This is a genomic window from Massilia sp. AB1 (assembly GCF_018119385.1).
In the GTDB taxonomy this organism is placed as follows: domain Bacteria; phylum Pseudomonadota; class Gammaproteobacteria; order Burkholderiales; family Burkholderiaceae_D; genus Telluria.
This window is the reverse complement of the sequence record NZ_JAGKSG010000011.1, coordinates 44365-61082: the sequence shown is the minus strand read 5'-3', so window position 1 is coordinate 61082 and position 16718 is coordinate 44365. Positions and strand designations below refer to the sequence as shown.

The 16718-nt window shown below is 65.3% G+C and carries 17 protein-coding genes; 7 read left to right on the top strand and 10 right to left on the bottom strand.

Annotated elements, in window-relative coordinates; all coding sequences use genetic code 11:
* The first annotated feature begins 41 nt into the window (after positions 1–41).
* Positions 42–2087 carry a bifunctional diguanylate cyclase/phosphodiesterase gene (locus J8847_RS08950; protein WP_229512647.1) on the top strand — a complete coding sequence of 682 codons (2046 nt, stop codon included), beginning with the start codon at positions 42–44 and terminating at the stop codon, positions 2085–2087.
* A 43-nt stretch (positions 2088–2130) separates the two neighbouring features.
* Here J8847_RS08950 and J8847_RS08945 read toward each other — a convergent pair whose 3' ends face one another.
* Both J8847_RS08945 and J8847_RS08940 read right to left on the bottom strand, forming a co-directional pair.
* Positions 2131–2727, bottom strand: coding sequence for a hypothetical protein (locus tag J8847_RS08945; protein ID WP_211524344.1), 597 nt, complete (start codon positions 2725–2727; stop codon positions 2131–2133).
* A 121-nt stretch (positions 2728–2848) separates the two neighbouring features.
* Entirely contained in the window at positions 2849–4525 is a 1677-nt protein-coding gene (locus tag J8847_RS08940; protein WP_211524343.1) for an electron transfer flavoprotein-ubiquinone oxidoreductase, read from the bottom strand.
* A 173-nt stretch (positions 4526–4698) separates the two neighbouring features.
* On the opposite strand from J8847_RS08940, the gene J8847_RS08935 reads away from it, so the two are divergent.
* Together J8847_RS08935 and J8847_RS08930 are read left to right on the top strand one after the other, a co-directional pair.
* On the top strand, positions 4699–5475 hold the full coding sequence (locus J8847_RS08935; RefSeq protein ID WP_211524342.1) for an SDR family oxidoreductase: 777 nt from the start codon (positions 4699–4701) through the stop codon (positions 5473–5475).
* A 70-nt stretch (positions 5476–5545) separates the two neighbouring features.
* Complete coding sequence (locus J8847_RS08930) at positions 5546–5968, top strand: acyl-CoA thioesterase (protein ID WP_211524341.1); 423 nt, start codon at positions 5546–5548, stop codon at positions 5966–5968.
* Between the two features lie 47 nt (positions 5969–6015).
* Here J8847_RS08930 and J8847_RS08925 read toward each other — a convergent pair whose 3' ends face one another.
* The gene (locus J8847_RS08925; protein WP_229512645.1) at positions 6016–6546 is read right to left on the bottom strand and encodes a PAS and helix-turn-helix domain-containing protein; all 531 of its coding nucleotides are present in this window, start codon (positions 6544–6546) and stop codon (positions 6016–6018) included.
* A 171-nt stretch (positions 6547–6717) separates the two neighbouring features.
* Between J8847_RS08925 and J8847_RS08920 the strand changes: the two genes are divergently transcribed.
* Positions 6718–7416 (top strand): CoA transferase subunit A, encoded by a 699-nt coding sequence (locus J8847_RS08920; RefSeq protein WP_211524339.1) that lies wholly within the window; start codon positions 6718–6720, stop codon positions 7414–7416.
* A 23-nt stretch (positions 7417–7439) separates the two neighbouring features.
* The gene (locus J8847_RS08915) at positions 7440–8090 is read left to right on the top strand and encodes a 3-oxoacid CoA-transferase subunit B (protein ID WP_211524338.1); all 651 of its coding nucleotides are present in this window, start codon (positions 7440–7442) and stop codon (positions 8088–8090) included.
* Positions 8091–8314: 224 nt separating this feature from the next.
* On the opposite strand, the gene J8847_RS08910 is transcribed toward J8847_RS08915, so the two are convergent.
* The 7 genes from J8847_RS08910 to J8847_RS08880 form a co-directional block, all read right to left on the bottom strand.
* Entirely contained in the window at positions 8315–9571 is a 1257-nt protein-coding gene (locus J8847_RS08910) for a M56 family metallopeptidase (protein ID WP_211524337.1), read from the bottom strand.
* Complete coding sequence (locus J8847_RS08905) at positions 9568–9963, bottom strand: BlaI/MecI/CopY family transcriptional regulator (protein ID WP_211524336.1); 396 nt, start codon at positions 9961–9963, stop codon at positions 9568–9570. Before J8847_RS08905 ends, J8847_RS08910 begins: the two co-directional genes overlap by 4 nt.
* A gap of 103 nt (positions 9964–10066) precedes the next feature.
* Positions 10067–11023, bottom strand: coding sequence for an IS1595 family transposase (locus tag J8847_RS08900; protein WP_211524335.1), 957 nt, complete (start codon positions 11021–11023; stop codon positions 10067–10069).
* A gap of 143 nt (positions 11024–11166) precedes the next feature.
* Complete coding sequence (locus J8847_RS08895; protein ID WP_211524334.1) at positions 11167–12468, bottom strand: dicarboxylate/amino acid:cation symporter; 1302 nt, start codon at positions 12466–12468, stop codon at positions 11167–11169.
* A 222-nt stretch (positions 12469–12690) separates the two neighbouring features.
* Complete coding sequence (locus tag J8847_RS08890; RefSeq protein WP_211524333.1) at positions 12691–13131, bottom strand: hypothetical protein; 441 nt, start codon at positions 13129–13131, stop codon at positions 12691–12693.
* 48 nt (positions 13132–13179) lie between these two features.
* Positions 13180–14466, bottom strand: a complete 1287-nt coding sequence (locus tag J8847_RS08885) for an amidohydrolase family protein (RefSeq protein ID WP_211524332.1) — start codon at positions 14464–14466, stop codon at positions 13180–13182.
* A gap of 63 nt (positions 14467–14529) precedes the next feature.
* Positions 14530–15324, bottom strand: a complete 795-nt coding sequence (locus tag J8847_RS08880) for a 3-hydroxybutyrate dehydrogenase (protein WP_229512643.1) — start codon at positions 15322–15324, stop codon at positions 14530–14532.
* 134 nt (positions 15325–15458) lie between these two features.
* Here J8847_RS08880 and J8847_RS08875 point away from each other — a divergent pair, with 134 nt between their 5' ends.
* Both J8847_RS08875 and J8847_RS08870 read left to right on the top strand, forming a co-directional pair.
* Positions 15459–16337, top strand: coding sequence for an alpha/beta fold hydrolase (locus J8847_RS08875; protein WP_211524331.1), 879 nt, complete (start codon positions 15459–15461; stop codon positions 16335–16337).
* 29 nt (positions 16338–16366) lie between these two features.
* On the top strand, positions 16367–16717 hold the full coding sequence (locus J8847_RS08870) for a RidA family protein (RefSeq protein WP_211524330.1): 351 nt from the start codon (positions 16367–16369) through the stop codon (positions 16715–16717).
* Position 16718 lies beyond the last annotated feature (1 nt).

Genomic DNA, 16718 nt, shown 5'->3' with positions numbered 1-16718 from the left:
GCCCTGACGCCGAGGCCGCCGCGCTGCCCGGTGGCGACGCCATGTTTTCGCCGCCCGCCCAGCCCACCGCCGGCTACAACGAGCTGTTCCTGCTGGCGCCTTTCGGTTTCTTCCTGCTGGGGCTGGACGGCGCCATCCTGCAGGCCAACCTGTGCGGCGCCAGGATGCTGGGCCTGCCGCGCGAGCGCGCGCTCGGCCTGCGCCTGCGCGAGGCCTTGGCCGACACCGACCGCCCCGTCTTCGACCGCTTCCTGATGGCCACCCGCGGCGCGGAACCCGAGCCGCGTTGCGAAGTGATGCTGCGCGCACAGGACGGCAGCGCAAGCTGGGTTTGTTTGACGGGAAGCTACGACGTCGGCACGCGTGCTTGCCGCGTGGTGGCGGAGCGAACCGGCAGTCGCCTGGAGGCGCTGGCGCGCAGCGAGGAGCGCCTGCGCCGCATCGTGCACTGCGCCGACGAGGGCGTCTGGGAAGTCGATGCGCACGGCAACACCACCTTTGTCAACCCGCGCATGGCGGCGCTGCTCGGCTACCAGATCGAGGACGTGCTCGACTTGCCCGTGGGCCGTTTCATGGACGACGAGGGCAGGGCGCTGCTGGAGCGGAACATCGCGCGGCGGCGCCAGGGCGAGGTGCGGCGCTACGAGTTCAAGTTCATCCGCAAGGATGGGGGCGCGCTGTGGACCTGTGTCGCCATCAATCCGCTGTTCGATGCGGGCGGGCGCTATCTTGGCGCGCTGGCCCTGGTCAACGACATCACCAGCCAGCGCGAGGCCGCGGCGCGCATCTGGCGCCGCGCCAACTATGACGATTTGACCGGCCTGCCCAACCGCCACATGTTCATGGACCGGCTGGCGCAGGAGATCCGCCGCGCCGACCGCAGCGCCGCCTTCCTGGCGCTGCTCTTCCTCGATCTGGACCGCTTCAAGGAAGTGAACGACCGCCTCGGCCACGCGGCCGGCGACCGCCTGCTGGCCGAAGCGGCGCAGCGCATCGGGGCCTGCGTGCGCGCCGCGGACACCATCGGGCGCCTGGGCGGCGACGAATTCACCGTGGTGCTGTCCGGGCTGGACCGGATCGCGACCGTCGACCGGATCGCCCAGTCCATCGTCGATGCGCTGGCGGCCCCGTTCGTCCTCGACGGCCAGCGGGCGGAGGTATCCGCCTCGGTCGGCATCGCGCTGTATCCGGCCGACGCCGGCCAGCTGTGCGACCTGATGGCGCGCGCAGACCAGGCGATGTACGTGGCCAAGCACGCCGGCCGCAACCGCTACAGCTACTACACCGACGGCGCCCAGCAGGCCATGCTGGCGCGCCAGGCCATCGCGGCGGAGCTGCGCACGGCGCTGGCGGCGAACCAGTTCGAACTCCTGTACCAGCCGATCGTGTCGCTGCGCAGCGGGCGGGTGCGCAAGGCCGAGGCCCTGCTGCGCTGGCGCCATCCGCGCCGCGGCCTGCTGCGCCCGGCAGAATTCATGCCCTTCGCGGAGTCGAGCGGGCTGATGGTCGAGATCGGCGACTGGGTGCTGCGCGAGGCGGCGCTCCAGGTGCAGCACTGGCAGCAGCACGTGGATCCCCAGTTCCAGGTAAGCGTCAACAAGTCGCCGGCCCAGGTCCAGCGCGAACCGGGCCAGTACGATGCCTGGCTGGCCTTCCTCAGGGAGCGCGCGCTGCGGCCGCGCAGCGTGGTGATCGAGATCGGCGAGAGCATGCTGCTGGAGGGAATGGATGCGGTGATCGAGCGCCTGCGCCCTTACCGCGCCATGGGCCTGCAGGTGGCCCTGGACCATTTCGGCGCCGGCTATTCCTCGCTGGCCCACCTGGTGCGCTACGAGCTCGATTACGTGAAGATCGACCACGGCTTCGTCGACGCGCTGGACCGCGAAGCCAACGGGCTGGCGGCCTGCGAAGCCATCATCGCGATGGCGCACAAATTGGGAATGAAGGTGGTGGCCGAGGGCGTCGAGACCGAACTCCAGCGCACGCTCTTGCGCGAGGCCGGCTGCGATTATGCGCAAGGGTATGTCGTCGGCGGACCGATGTCTGCCGACGAACTGGAAAGGCTGGCGCTGGCGGCCAGCCCTTGACGGCGCACGAGGACGCCGTAGTAGTGGTTGAAGTGCTCAGCGACTAGCGGTTGCCGCGCTGCTTGTCGATGCTGTTGTCCTGGCTCCAGGCTTGAGACGCATCTTTCGCGCTCTCGCCTTGTCGCGAATCCAGGTCGTCCAGCGCCGGTGTGCCGCCGGATGCGTGCTGCCCGCGTTGCTGGCTGCCCTGTTGCCCCGATTGCTGGCTACCCTGCTGCTGGCCGGACTGCTGGCTGCCTTGCTGCCGTTGACCCGACTGCTGGCTGCCTTGTTGCTGGCCGGATTGCTGACTACCTTGCTGCCGTTGACCCGATTGCTGGCTTCCTTGTTGCTGACCGGATTGCTGGCTGCCTTGCTGCCGTTGACCGGATTGCTGGCTACCCTGTTGCTGCCCCGACTGCTGGCTGCCGGATTGCCGCCCCGATTGCATGTTGCCCTGTTGCTCCTGGTTCAGCTTGTCGCGCTGGACATTGGTGTCCATGTCGTTCAGCTGGTCGTAGCTTGGGCCTTTGGTGCCATGTCCCTTGTTTTCACCCATGGTGGTCTCCTCATTGAGTGTGTCGAGAAACCCCATCATAGGCTTCTTGGCAATCCCGGCAATCGGAGAGGGGAAGGGAGCGCCGTAGGACAGGTCGCACATACTCAGCCGTCGCGACTGCTCCCACATTGCCTTGACTCAATACCCTCCGGCACGGCGTGAAGCCGCTGGCGCCGTGCGAAGGGGATTGGTTCAGCGTCCAGGAAGACCCTGCAACTACCCCTTACATATTGGGGTAGTTCGGACCGCCGCCGCCTTCCGGCGTCACCCAGACGATGTTCTGGGTCGGGTCCTTGATGTCGCAGGTCTTGCAGTGCACGCAGTTCTGGGCGTTGATCTGCAGGCGGTCCTTGCCTTCGTCGGTCTTGACGAACTCGTAGACGCCGGCCGGGCAGTAGCGCTGTTCCGGGCCCGCGTAGGTGGCCAGGTTCACGTCCACCGGCACGCTCGGGTTCTTGAGCGTCAGGTGCACCGGCTGGTCTTCGCCGTGGTTGGTGTTCGAGATGAACACCGAGGACAGGCGGTCGAAGGTCAGCTTGCCGTCCGGCTTCGGATACACGATCGGCTTGAACTGCGAGGCCGGTTTCAGGGACTCGTGGTCGGCGTGCTGGTGGTGCAGGGTCCATGGGGCCTTGCCGCGGAAGACGATCTGGTCGATGCCGGTCATGATCGTGCCCAGCACCAGGCCCTTGGCCATCCAGGGCTTGAAGTTGCGCGCGATGTGCAGTTCTTCATGCAGCCAGGACTTCTCGAAGGCTTCCGGATAGGCGCTCAGTTCGTCGCCCTGGCGGCCGGCGGCGAGTGCGTCGAAGGCGCTTTCCGCGGCCAGCATGCCGGTCTTGATCGCGGCGTGGCTGCCCTTGATGCGGCTGGTGTTCAGGAAGCCGGCGTCGCAGCCGATCAGCGCGCCGCCCGGGAACACGGTCTTGGGCAAGGACTGTAAACCCCCTGCCGTGATGGCGCGCGCGCCGTAGGAGATGCGCTTGCCGCCTTCGAAGAAGTGGCGGATCGCCGGGTGGGTCTTGTAGCGCTGGAATTCCTCGTAGGGCGACAGGTAGGGGTTCTGGTAGGCCAGGCCGACCACGAAGCCCACCGCGACCTGGTTGTTTTCCAGGTGGTAGAGGAAGGAGCCGCCATAGGTGCTGTTGTCCAGCGGCCAGCCGGCGGTGTGGATCACCAGGCCGGGCTTGTGCTTGGCCGGATCGATTTCCCACAGTTCCTTGATGCCGATGCCGTAGGTTTGCGGGTCCTTGCCCTTGTTCAGGTCATACCTGGCCATCAGCTGCTTGCCGAGGTGGCCGCGCGAGCCTTCGGCGAACAGCGTGTACTTGGCGTGCAGCTCCATGCCGAGCTGGAAATCCGGGCCAGGCTCGCCATCGCGCTTGACGCCCATGTTGCCGGTGGCGACGCCCTTGACCGAGCCATCCTCGTTGTACAGGATCTCGGCGGCCGGGAAGCCGGGGAAGATCTCGACGCCCAGGCTTTCTGCCTGCTGGCCCAGCCAGCGCACCACGTTGGCGAGCGAGATCACGTAGTTGCCATGATTGGTCAGAGCCTTCGGAATCGCGAACGACGGGGTGGCGTAGGACTTGGTCTCGGTCAGGAACAGCACGCGGTCTTCGGTGACGGCGGTGTTGAGCGGGGCGCCTTTTTCCTTCCAGTCGGGGATCAGCTCGTCCAGCGCGCGCGGGTCCATGACGGCGCCCGACAGGATGTGGGCGCCGACCTCGCTGCCTTTTTCCAATACGCAGACCGATACTTCCTGGCCCTTTTCCGCGGCCAGCTGCTTCAGCCGGATCGCCGCCGACAGGCCCGCCGGGCCTCCGCCGACGATGACCACGTCGTACTCCATCGCTTCACGCGGTCCGTATTGTTCGAGAATATTGATTGGCTCTGTCATGGTTTTTATAAGAATCTGTAAAATAAGCACGAGTGTGCGGTTTTTTTCTGCCGATTGCAACTCCGGCCGCCATTTTAAAGGCAATATTAGATGCGGCAATCTAATACTGATGTTTTGTGTAATGATGATGGCTTCGCAACAAGGTCGCGCGGCATCGCGCCGGGGAGCCATCCGTGGGGATTGAAGTTAATTTCGAAGGCAAGATTGCAATGGTGACCGGTGCTTCCAGCGGCCTGGGCGCGCGCTTCGCCAAGGCGCTGGCGGGGGCGGGCGCGCAGGTGGTGCTGGCCTCGCGGCGGGTCGAGCGGCTCAAGGAATTGCGGGCGGAGATCGAGGCCGACGGCGGCGCGGCCCACGTGGTGCGCCTGGACGTCACCGACCTGGACAGCATCAAGGCCGCGATCGCGCATGCCGAGACCGAGGCCGGGCCGATCGACATCCTGGTCAACAACTCCGGGGTGTCGGCGACCCAGAAACTGCTCGACGTGAGCGAAGACGACTACGCCTACATCATGGACACCAACCTGCGCGGGGCCTTCTTCGTCGCCCAGCAGACGGCCAAGCGCATGATCGCGCGCGCCAAGGGCGATCCGCGCAAGCAGCACCGCATCGTCAACATCGCGTCGGTGGCGGGCTTGCGGGTGCTGCCGCAGATCGGCGTGTACTGCATGAGCAAGGCCGCCGTGGTGCAGATGACCAAGGCGATGGCGGTCGAGTGGGGCAAGTACGGGATCAACGTGAACGCGATTTGTCCCGGCTACATCTCGACCGAAATGAACGAGGACTATTTCGATACCGAACAGGGCCGCAAGCTGATCGACGCCTTGCCGCGCAAGCGTCCCGGCAAGCCGGAAGACCTCGACGGGCTGCTGCTGCTGCTGGCGGCGGAGGAAGCCCACTTTATCAATGGCGCCATCATCACGGCCGATGACGGGATGACGGCGCAGTAATCGGCGCTGCCAGCGCCGCAACCGGCGCCGCACTGCGCGGCGCAACAAGCGTGTGGAAACAAAGGAAGCAATGAGCAGTAAGAAGTTCGTGCATGCGATGCGCATGCCTATCCGCTGGGGCGACATGGACGCCATGGGTCACGTCAACAACACCAACTATTTCCGGTATATCGAGTCGGCGCGCATCGCGTGGCTGGAAAGCGTGGGTGGCCTGCCAGAGCCGCGCGGGGAAGGGCCGGTGGTCGTTAATGCTTCGATGAATTTCCTGAAGCAGCTGACCTATCCGGGCGAGATCGAGGTGCGTACCTTCGTGGCGCCGCCGGGGCGCTCGAGCGTCGAGATGTCGCACGAGATTCGCCTGGTGGGCGCGGACGGCCAGGCGGGCGAGCTGCATGCCGAAGGGCTGGCCAAAATGGTGTGGGTCGACTTCGCGAAGCAGAAGTCGGCGCCGCTGCCGGAGGTGTTGAAGGCCCAGTTGCCTGTTGCTGAATGAATTTTTTATACAGCTGATCAGACAAACTTGGATCCCCGCTGCGGCCGCTACCGCGTCACTCCTACCAGCTTGTGTACGAGCTCCGACGAGGTCGACGCCGCGAACTTCCTCATCAGGCTGGCCCGGTGCATCTCCACCGTCCGAGGCGACAAATCCGTGTCCCGCGCGATCATCTTGCTGGTCTTCCCTTCAACCAGCAAAGCCGCGATCTCGCGCTCGCGCGGCGTGAGTTCCGCGGTCACCGGCCGCTTTTCGCTCACATCCTCGAAGGTCCAGACCCCCGCGCCCAGCGGTTGGGCCGGATCGAGGGCGCGTCCGGTCACGTGGCACCAGAACAGCTCGCCGCTGGCGCGGCGCATGATGCGCTCGTCCGAATAGCGCCCCCTGGCGTTCATGATCGGGATGATGCGGTCGCCGGTGCGCAGGAATTCGTCCATCGTCGGATAGAGCACGCTGAACGATTGCCCGTCGAGTTGCCCGCACGCATAGCCGAACATCGAGGCCAGGGCTTCGTTGCAGGACTGGACCACGCGGTCGACCGAAACGCACATGCCGACCGGCGCGTGCTGGAAAATCATTTCGTAATCGATCGCGTAAGATGGGGTGGTCTGAGCTGGGTCGACTGCTGTGTTCATCGGCGGTGGCCCGTATTTCTACGGTATTGAACTTCGGTGTCGGCTATTTTATGCTGAGAATCTACTCTTGCAGTATAGAAGAGCTGTTCGGCTTAATTTATAAAAGGGACGGGTATGAACAAAGTGTATCCTGATGCGAAGTCGGCCCTGGCCGGTATCGTTCAAGACGGCCAGACCATCGCCGTCGGCGGCTTCGGCCTGTGCGGCATTCCGGAAGCGCTGATCGAAGCGCTGCGCGACTCCGGCGTGAAGAACCTCACTGCCATTTCCAACAATGCCGGCGTGGACGGTTTCGGCCTTGGCCAGCTGCTGGAAACGCGTCAGATCAAGAAGATGATCGCCTCCTACGTGGGCGAAAACAAGGAGTTCGCGCGCCAGTTCCTGGCCGGCGAACTGGAACTCGAATTCACCCCGCAAGGCACGCTGGCCGAGAAGCTGCGCGCCGGCGGCGCAGGCATCCCGGCCTTCTACACCAAGACCGGCTACGGCACCATCGTGGCCGACGGCAAGGAAACCCGCGAGTTCGACGGCGAGCACTACGTGATGGAGCGTGCGCTGGTGCCGGACGTGTCCCTGGTCAAGGCCTACATGGCCGACAAGGCGGGCAACCTGGTGTTCCGCAAGACCGCGCGCAACTTCAACCCCAACGTGGCCACCGCGGGCAAGATCTGCATCGTGGAAGTCGAGAAGCTGGTCGAGATCGGCGAGATCGATCCGGACCAGGTGCACACCCCGAGCATCTTCGTGCACCGCATCGTCCACAACCCGACGCCGGAAAAGCGCATCGAACAGCGCACCGTGCGCGCGAACTAGAGAATCACTTCGGAGACAAGAACATGGCATGGACTCGTGATGAAATGGCCGCCCGCGCGGCGCAAGAGCTGCAGGACGGCTTCTACGTGAACCTGGGGATCGGCCTGCCGACCCTGGTCGCCAACTACGTACCGAAGGATATCGAGGTCTTCCTGCAGTCGGAGAACGGCCTGCTCGGCATCGGCCCCTTCCCGACGGAAGCGGAAGTCGACGCCGACCTGATCAACGCCGGCAAGCAGACCGTGACGGCGCTGCCGGGCGCAGCCTACTTCAGCTCGGCCGATTCCTTCGGCATGATCCGCGGCGGCAAGATCAACCTGGCGATCCTGGGTGCGATGCAGGTGTCCGAGCGCGGCGACCTGGCCAACTGGATGATTCCGGGCAAGATGGTCAAAGGCATGGGCGGCGCGATGGACCTGGTGGCCGGCGTCAAGCGCGTGGTCGTGGTGATGGAACATGTCGCCACCGCCAAGGATGGCTCGACCTCGCACAAGATCCTCAAGAAGTGCGACCTGCCGCTGACCGGCGTGGGCGTGGTGGACCGCATCATCACCGACCTGGGCGTGATGGACGTGACCGACACCGGCCTCAAGCTGGTCGAACTGGCGCCTGGCGTCAGCAAGGACGATGTCCTGGCGGCGACCGGCTGCGAGCTGGACGTATCGGCGGTCTGATCCTGTGAAAGGGGGCGGCAGCGGCCGCCCGGACCGACAGCCCGCCGAGCGATCGCGCGGGCTGTTTGCTTTTCGGGCTTGACGATGGCCATGCGAGAGCGCTTGCCGCCTTGCTCGCCTGCGGCGGCGCTTGCTTGCGGGCCTGCGAGCAGGAGGGGAAAACAAAAAGGGCGGCATGCGCCGCCCAGACCTGTCCGGCGAGCGTCCTCGCCGGCAAAGTCAGCTTAGTCCAGGGACCACACGTACTTGACCTTGGCCCATGATTCGACCGGATGTCCGGCGGTCCGCGCCGGGTAGAAGCGGCACAGCGAGATGGCGCTGCGGGCTGCCTCATCCAGGGCGGGATGGCCCGAGCTTACGGCGACCTTGGCTTCCTTCGCCTTGCCGTCGGCCGCGACCAGGAAGTCCAGCTCGACCGTGCCTACCTGCTTTTGCGCGAGCGAGTCCTTCGGGTAGACCGGCTTGGCGCAGGAAGCGAAATCGAGCAGGGCATGGGTATCCGGCTTCTTCGGCGTGGGCGGTGCGGCATGGGCGAATGCACCGATGCTCATGGCCGCCAGCGCCAGTGCGGGAATGGCCGCCTTCCAGTTCGACACCCGCGTTTCGGGACGTAGCAAGCGTGTGATGCGTGACATAAGATCTCCTCCGTTGGCCGCTTGGGCCAGGTGGTGGGTTGAAAACTGGAGTTTCTCCAGTTCGGAAAGCGCAAGGGCCAGGCGCCGCGGTTCGCCGAGCGTCCTTGCTGCGATATCATCTGCGATCTGCTCACGCTCGGTGCGGATGCGGTGCGACAGCCACCACACGGCAGGGTGATAGAACAGCAGGGTCTCCACGACGTTCTGGACCAGGTTGACCAGGTAGTCGTGGCGTTTGACATGGGCCAGTTCGTGCGCCAGCAATGCTTCCAGCAGATTGGGCGCCATGCCCGACACCAGCGCGGCGGGCACCAGCACGACCGGACGCCACCAGCCGGCCGTGATCGGGCTGGCCAGATGGGCGACAACGCGCAAGCGCACGCTGCGCGTGATGCCGAGCTGTTCGGCCAGGCGCTGCAGGCGCGCCTGCCAGAGGGCGTCGACCGGTTCGCGCGCGGCGGCGCGGCGGATCCACAGCAGGCCCGCCACCATGCGCAGGGAGAGCAGGGCGGCGCAGGCGGCCCAGCCGAGCACGATCCACGCCAGGTGGTCTTGCACCAGGGGCTCCCAGCCGATGCCGCTGGCCGATCCACCGCCGGCGCGGCCGGTCCGCAGGAAGGCGTCCGCATGCTCGGCGCCCACCTCCTGCAGGCGCTGCACCAGCGTCGCCGACGGCCACAGCACGCAGGCGAGCAGGCCGATGCAGGCCGCCAGGTAACGCTGCTCCGGACGCGCGTGGCGCAACATGCCCAGCGCAGCGGCGGTGAGGCAGGCCACCAGCGCACCTTGCCACAGGAAATCGACCAGGGTCCAGCCGATCGCGCTCACCACGACGGCGGCGTTCATTCCTTGCTCTCCGGCTTGTCTTCGCGCAGGAGCCGCTCGATCTCGTCGCGCTCCTTCCTGGAGATGCCGCTCTTGAGCGCCGCCAGCACCAGGGCCTTGGCCGAGCCGGCGAAGGCGCGCTGCATCAGGTCTTGCAGTAGGTTGGTCTGCAGCGCATCGCGCGCATGGGCGGGAGCGTAGACGTGGGAACGCTCGCTTTCGTCGCGGATCAGCAGGCCCTTGCCGTGCATGACTTGCATGAGGCGCAGCACGGTGGCGTAGGTCACGTCGGGCCGCGTCTTGAGCATGTCCTCGTGCACCTGCTTGGCGGTGGCGGAGCCCAGAGGCCACAGCACTTGCAGCAGGTCGAGTTCGGCGGGCGTGGGCTTGGGGGCGTCGGCGGGGCGGGGCATGGGATCCTCTTGAAATGTGTGCACGGGGTCTAGATTAGTTGGTCTAGACCGATGTGTCTACAACTTTCTTCAAGCGGAACGCATAAAAAAGGCGCTGTCGCTGTTACGTGTGGAAGAGGCCCATCGCCGCTCGTAGGAATCGCTCAGGCGAAGCGATGCGCGCGCCGTCCAGCGCCCATTGCCAGCCCAGGTAGTTCGGCAGGTAACGCGAGGCGACGCCGTGAAAGCGCGCCAGCCATTGCCGGAAGCGCCGGTCGTAGGCGTTCACGTTCTGTACATGGACCGCTCCGCGTACGCGCTCGCCGGCGCGCAGGTTGACGCATTCGTGAGAAATGCCGGCTTCGCGCGCGAAAGCCCGGTAGGCGGCATGCGCATCGGTCACCAGCAGCACGTCCGGATCGAGCACGGGCAGTAGATCCCGGAACAACTGCTTCTTCGTCACCGCGCCCCGGCCGGTGACGAAATCGTGTGTTTGCCCGGTGCGGTCGCGGGCAACCAGCACGCAAACATGCTCGTGCGAGATGCCGCGCGTGGAGGCCACCCCACCGCGCCGGCGCGCCGGGCGGTTCAGCTCGCGCGAGCCCTTTTGCGATTCGAGCAGGAACAGCTCGTCGGCTTCGGTGATGCCGTTCAGGCGCTGCGGCCTGTCGTGTTTGGCAAGCTCCAGGAAGCGGTGACGCCAGCGAAAGCTCGTGCTCCGGTGCATGCCGACCGCCTTGGCCGCGGCGCGTACGCTGTTGGCGTCGAGCATCTTGTCGAGGTAATCGAGCCATTTGGCGCGATGGCGCAGGCGCGACAGCGGCGTGCCGCTCAGGGCAGTAAAGGTCTTGCCGCATGCGCGACAGCGATAGCGCTGCAGGCCGCGGTTCCGGCCATGCCGATAAGGCCGCTCGGCCTTGCACGCCGGGCAGCAGGGCGCCGGCCCGTCCATTCCTTCGATCGCTTCGCAGAGCCGGTCCAGTCCGAGCGCCGGCGTCAGCATCTCCAGGAGTCTGCCGCGCTGATTTTTGGAAAGCAACGGGAGTTGCCGCAACCACTTCGTGAATCGCCTGCCTTCCATTTCCGCCCTCCGCCGTCGACATCGATTAACGACACTTGGACAAGGACGGAACTCGGCAGTTCAATTTCTACACTTAACGCGGACAGCGCCATAAAAAAAGACCGCACCCTCGGGTGCGGTCTTTTCGGGGAGGGCGCAGGCGATCAGGCCGCTTCGCGCACTTCCTTCAGGCTCTTGTCGTCCTCGATGGCGAGGCGGCCGTTCAGGACTTCGTCCATGCGGCTGACATCGAGTTCCTTCTCCCACTTCGACACCACCACCGTCGCCACGCCGTTGCCGACGAAGTTGGTCAGGGCGCGGCATTCGCTCATGAAGCGGTCGATGCCGAGGATCAGGGCCATGCCCGCCACCGGGATGGTCGGCACCACGGCCAGGGTCGCAGCCAGGGTGATGAAGCCGGCGCCGGTGATGCCGGACGCGCCCTTCGAGGTCAGCATGGCGACGAACAGGATGGTCAGTTCCTGGGTCAGGGTCAGGTCGGTGTTGGTCGCCTGGGCCACGAACAGGGCCGCCATCGTCATATAGATGTTGGTGCCGTCCAGGTTGAACGAGTAGCCGGTCGGCACGACCAGGCCCACCACGGGCTTGGAGCAGCCCAGCTTTTCCAGCTTGCGCATCAGGGCTGGCAGGGCGCTTTCGGACGAGCTGGTGCCCAGCACGATCAGCAGTTCTTCCTTGATGTAGGAGATGAACTTGAAGATCGAGAAGCCGGTCATCTTGGCGATGGCGCCCAGCACCACGGCCACGAACAGGAAGCAGGTGAGGTAGAAGGAACCCATCAGCTTGGCCAGCGGCAGCAGCGAATCGAGGCCGTACTTGCCGATGGTGAAGGCCATCGCGCCGAAGGCGCCGATCGGGGCGACTTTCATGACGATGTTCACGACGCCGAAGATCACGTGCGAGAAGTCTTCGATCAGCTTGGTGACCGGACGGCCGCGTTCGCCCATCATCGACAGCGAGAAGCCGAACAGGATGGCGATCAGGAGCACCTGCAGGATGTCGCCCTTGGCGAAGGCATCGACGAAGGTGTTCGGGATGATGTTCATGATGAAGTCCACCGTGCTCTGGCTGTGCGCCTTCTCGGTGTACTGCGCGATCGACTTGGTATCCAGGTGGGCCGGATCGACGTTGAAGCCGGCGCCCGGCTTGACGACGTTGGCCACGACCAGGCCGATGGCGAGCGCGAAGGTCGATACGACCTCGAAGTAGAGCAGCGCCTTGCCGCCGACGCGGCCGATCTTCTTCATGTCCTGCATGCCGGCGATACCGGCGACGACGGTACAGAAAATCACCGGAGCGATGATCATCTTGATCAGTTTGATGAAGCCGTCTCCCAATGGCTTCATCTTGGTGCCCAGTTCAGGGTGGAACACCCCGAGCAGTACGCCGACGAAGATGGCGAACAGCACCTGGACATACAGGATTTTGTAAAAAGGCTTTTTCATGACAACTCTTCAACGAGGTTGGTGGTCGTGCCATCTTCGTTGAATTTCGCATGCATAGCTATTGTGGAAATCCGCAAGCGGGAAGCGACCCGGATCCGGCCAAACGCCAGCGCCGATAAGGGGAACTACGTAGGCGCTACGCGAGTCTCGACGCGTCCACATCCGCCGTATTCCGCATCCAGCGCGTCCTTGCGCGGGCAGCCGGCGCTGCCTTTGGATGAGCTACTGCTTGCGTGAACTCGCAGGACGTTTCGCCATGGCCGCTTTCACTTTCGCGCTGACCTCGTCCTCCTCCAAGCCGTACATGGGACCCGAACCATCGCAGATGCCTATGTCGGTCTGGCCCTTCTCCAGGAACAGGATGTAGGTCTCCGCGACCGTCATCGGTATGCCGCAATCGCCGCCTCCCATACCCGTCTTGAGGGTCAGCTTCCGTGTGCGTGCTTTGCCTTTCAAGGTGTTGCGGACCTCGAAGCTGGCTTCGACACTTGGCCACTCTCGACCGCTTCCGCCCTTCACCAGCTTGGCCTGCTGGAGGTGGGCGACATGAATCGAGTCGGAGTTGGCGATAAAATCATCCAGGGTCCGGGCGACGCAGCTGCATGCGGACGCGTCGGTCGACGCGAGTGCCAGTAACAGCAGGAGTGATGCTGGAGTCTTCATGTCGGTTTGGGCAGTTCTGGAGTAGAGGTGTTCTACTGGCGCACACAGCTATTGACGGCGGTAGACCGCGCCGCCCTTCATCACGAAGCTCACCTTGGCCGAGGCGCCGATGTCCGCGGTCGGATCGCCGTCGACCGCCACCACGTCGGCCAGCATGCCTGGCTTCATCTGGCCGAGCTCCTTCGACTTGCCGAGGATGCCCGCCGCCACGCTGGTGGCCGAGCGCATCGCCTCGAGCGGCGTCATGCCGAGTTTGACCATCCAGGCCAGCTCGCGCGCATTGGTGCCGTGCGCGAACACGCCGACGTCGCTGCCGTGGCCGATGGTCACGCCCAGGCGCCGCGCCAGGCGGAAGGCGTCGTGGGCCTGCTGCATCGACGGCGTCGGTGTGCCGCCGCGCACGTGCTTCTGGAAGTATTCGCCGATCGCTTCCGGCGCCGTCAAGGTCGGGATATAGGCGACGCCGCGCTCCTTCATCAGCTTGAAGGTGGCTTCCGATGCGCCGTAGCCGTGCTCGATGGTGTCGACGCCGGCCAGCACCGCCATCCGGATCGCGTCGTCGCTGCTGGCGTGGGCGGCCACCTTGCGGCCGGTGACATGGGCGGCGGCGACCATGGCCTTCATCTCGTCCATCGTGAAGGTCGGACGCGCGCTGCCGTCGACGCCGGTGCGGTAGTCGGCATAGAACTTGATCCAGTCGGCGCCGCGCGCGGACTGTTCGCGCACCGCCCTGGTCACTTCGTCGATGCCGGTGGCAGGCTGGGCGCCGTAGGGCAGCTCCATGTCGGGACGGTAGTTCTTTTCGGCCGGGCCGTAGCTGTAGCTGGCGACGATGGCCTTGGTGGCGATCAGCAGGCGCGGGCCCGGCGCCACGCCTTCCTCGATGGCGCGCTTGATGCCGGCGTCGGCGTAGTCGGCGCCTTCGGTGCCGAGGTCGCGCAGGGTGGTGAAGCCGGCCTGCAGCGTGTCGGCGGCATGCTTCGCGGCCAGCATGATGCGGTAGGCGACCGGTTCCTTGATCACCTGGTCGTCCCAGGTGGTCTCGTTATACGGGTGCAGCAGTACGTGCGAGTGCAGGTCGATCATGCCCGGGATCAGGGTCTTGCCGGGCAGGTCGATGCGTTCGGCGTCCTGCGGCGCCTGGAGCTTGTCGGCCGGGCCGGCGGCCGCGATGCGGCCGTTCGCGACCAGCACGGCCCAGCCGCGCTGGGGCGCGCCGTCGCCGGTCCAGACGCGTTCGGGGGTGATCAGGATGGGGCGCCGGTCTGCCGCGTGGGCCAGTCCGGCGCAGAAGAGGGAGGAAACTAGAAGCAGCGACTGTGCCCAGGTCCGCATGGTGGTGGTCTCGTTGTTGTTATCGAGACCGCATCATAGCGAACTCAGCCGGGGCGCGCTAACTTACTGCGCCGCCCAGCCGCCGTCCATGTTCCAGGCCACGCCGCGCACCTGGCTGCCGGCCGGGCTGCAGAAGAACACGGCCAGCGCGCCCAGTTCCTCGGGCGTGACGAACTCGCCCGACGGCTGCTTTTCCGCCAGCAGGGCGCGGCGCGCATCGTCGTTGCTCAGCTTGTCGCGCGCGGCGCGGTCGTCGACCTGCTTCTGGACCAGCGGGGTCAGCACCCAGCCCGGGCAGATCGCGTTGCAGGTCACGCCGGTCGTGGCGAGTTCCAGCGCGGTGACCTTGGTGAAGCCCACCAGGCCGTGCTTGGCGGCCACATAGGCCGACTTCTGGGCCGAGCCCACCAGGCCGTGCACCGAGGCCAGGTTGATGATGCGGCCCCAGTTCTTCTGCTTCATGCCGGGCAGCGCCAGGCGGGTGGTATGGAAGGCCGAGGTAAGGTTGATGGCGAGGATGGCGTCCCACTTCTCGACCGGGAATTCCTCGACCGGCGCCACGTGCTGGATGCCGGCGTTGTTGACCAGGATATCGACGCCGCCGAACTTGTCCGCCGCGAACTTCATCATGGCCTCGATCTGGTCCGGCTTCGACATGTCGGCATTGTGGTAGGCGGTCTGGACGCCGAATTCCGCGCCGATGTCGGTGTAGAGCTTCTCGATCTGCTGGGCGTCGCCGAATCCGTTGAAGACGATATTCGCGCCTTGCTCGGCCAGCGAGCGTGCGATACCCAGGCCGATGCCCGAGGTCGAACCGGTAACGAGAGCTGTCTTGCCCACTAACATCTTGGAATCCATTGTGTCCTCTATGGCGAATGTGAAGGGTGATCGGGAAGCTTCCTCAGAATTGGTAGAATTCTAATCGCATTGAACGGTAAAATGTTGCATTGCAGTGTAGAGAAGCGAACAATCTTGTCATATGGAGCAGCCCCATGTCTGAACCCAGCTTGAAGAGCGTGCAGTGCAGTTCGCCTGCGGGCCTGCACCGGGTCGCGTACAAGGAATGGGGCGACCCGCACAACCCCAAGGTCCTCGTGTGCGTGCACGGCGTCACCCGGGTCGGCGACGACTTCGACCATCTGGCGCGCGCGCTGTGCGACCGCTACCGCGTGGTCTGCCCGGACATCGCCGGGCGCGGACGCTCCGAGCGGCTGCGCGACCCGTCCCATTACGTGATCCCGCAGTACGTGGCCGACATGGTGACCCTGATCGCACGCGTCACCGCGCCGGGCGACGCGCGCGAGGTGCACTGGTTCGGCACCTCGATGGGCGGACTCATCGGCATGATGCTGGCCTCGCTGGAGGGCACGCCCGTGAGCCGCATGCTGGTCAACGATATCGGGCCCGTGCTCGACCAGGGCGCCATGCAGCGCATCGGCGAATACATCGGCCAGGACATTCGTTTCCCCAGCTTCGAGGCCGGGGCGGAATACGTGAAGGCGGTGTCGATGTCCTTCGGCCCGCATACCGAGGAAGAATGGTTCAAGCTGTCCAGCGACGTGCTGCGCCAGGAGCCCGACGGCCAGTGGGTGCGCCACTACGACCTGGGCCTGGCCCAGCCGTTCAAGGCTATCACGCCCGAGCGCGCCGCCAGCGACGAAGCCCAGCTGTGGGCGGCCTGGGATGCGATCCGCTGCCCGACCCTGCTGGTGCGCGGCGAGCACTCCGACCTGCTGTCGCGCGAGACCGCGGCCGAGATGACGGCGCGCGGACCCAAGCCGCGCCTGGTCGAGATCCCGGGCGTGGGCCACGCTCCCACCTTCATCCAGGCATCCCAGATCGCCATCGCGCGAGAATTTTTCACCGGCTGACCCGAGCAGCCAACTTTACGAAAGCAATCATGGAAATCAAACGTATCCACGTCGGCAAGCGCCTCTCCGAAATCGCCATCCACAACGGCACCATCTACCTGGCCGGCCAGATCGCCGAAGACACCGCCCAGGGCATCGAGGGCCAGATGCGCGAGGTGCTGGGCCACGTCGACCGCCTGCTGGGCGAGGCGGGCAGCGACAAGTCCTGCATCCTGATGTGCCAGATCTTCATCTCCGACATGGCCAACTTCGCCGGCATGAACGCCGTGTGGGACGAATGGGTCGCCCAGGGCCATACCCCGCCGCGCGCCACCGTGGAAGCCAAGCTGGCCAACCCCGCATGCCTGGTGGAGGTCTGCATCACCGCCGCGCTGCGCTAAG

Bases quoted from the DNA above. Each gene is read 5' to 3' on its own strand.
- J8847_RS08950 (WP_229512647.1), top strand. From the start codon at position 42: ATGTTTTCGCCGCCCGCCCAGCCCACCGCCGGCTACAACGAGCTGTTC.
- J8847_RS08945 (WP_211524344.1), bottom strand. From the start codon at position 2,727: ATGTGCGACCTGTCCTACGGCGCTCCCTTCCCCTCTCCGATTGCCGGG.
- J8847_RS08940 (WP_211524343.1), bottom strand. From the start codon at position 4,525: ATGACAGAGCCAATCAATATTCTCGAACAATACGGACCGCGTGAAGCG.
- J8847_RS08930 (WP_211524341.1), top strand. From the start codon at position 5,546: ATGAGCAGTAAGAAGTTCGTGCATGCGATGCGCATGCCTATCCGCTGG.
- J8847_RS08925 (WP_229512645.1), bottom strand. From the start codon at position 6,546: ATGATTTTCCAGCACGCGCCGGTCGGCATGTGCGTTTCGGTCGACCGC.
- J8847_RS08920 (WP_211524339.1), top strand. From the start codon at position 6,718: ATGAACAAAGTGTATCCTGATGCGAAGTCGGCCCTGGCCGGTATCGTT.
- J8847_RS08915 (WP_211524338.1), top strand. From the start codon at position 7,440: ATGGCATGGACTCGTGATGAAATGGCCGCCCGCGCGGCGCAAGAGCTG.
- J8847_RS08910 (WP_211524337.1), bottom strand. From the start codon at position 9,571: ATGAACGCCGCCGTCGTGGTGAGCGCGATCGGCTGGACCCTGGTCGAT.
- J8847_RS08905 (WP_211524336.1), bottom strand. From the start codon at position 9,963: ATGCCCCGCCCCGCCGACGCCCCCAAGCCCACGCCCGCCGAACTCGAC.
- J8847_RS08900 (WP_211524335.1), bottom strand. From the start codon at position 11,023: ATGGAAGGCAGGCGATTCACGAAGTGGTTGCGGCAACTCCCGTTGCTT.
- J8847_RS08895 (WP_211524334.1), bottom strand. From the start codon at position 12,468: ATGAAAAAGCCTTTTTACAAAATCCTGTATGTCCAGGTGCTGTTCGCC.
- J8847_RS08890 (WP_211524333.1), bottom strand. From the start codon at position 13,131: ATGAAGACTCCAGCATCACTCCTGCTGTTACTGGCACTCGCGTCGACC.
- J8847_RS08885 (WP_211524332.1), bottom strand. From the start codon at position 14,466: ATGCGGACCTGGGCACAGTCGCTGCTTCTAGTTTCCTCCCTCTTCTGC.
- J8847_RS08880 (WP_229512643.1), bottom strand. From the start codon at position 15,324: ATGGATTCCAAGATGTTAGTGGGCAAGACAGCTCTCGTTACCGGTTCG.
- J8847_RS08875 (WP_211524331.1), top strand. From the start codon at position 15,459: ATGTCTGAACCCAGCTTGAAGAGCGTGCAGTGCAGTTCGCCTGCGGGC.
- J8847_RS08870 (WP_211524330.1), top strand. From the start codon at position 16,367: ATGGAAATCAAACGTATCCACGTCGGCAAGCGCCTCTCCGAAATCGCC.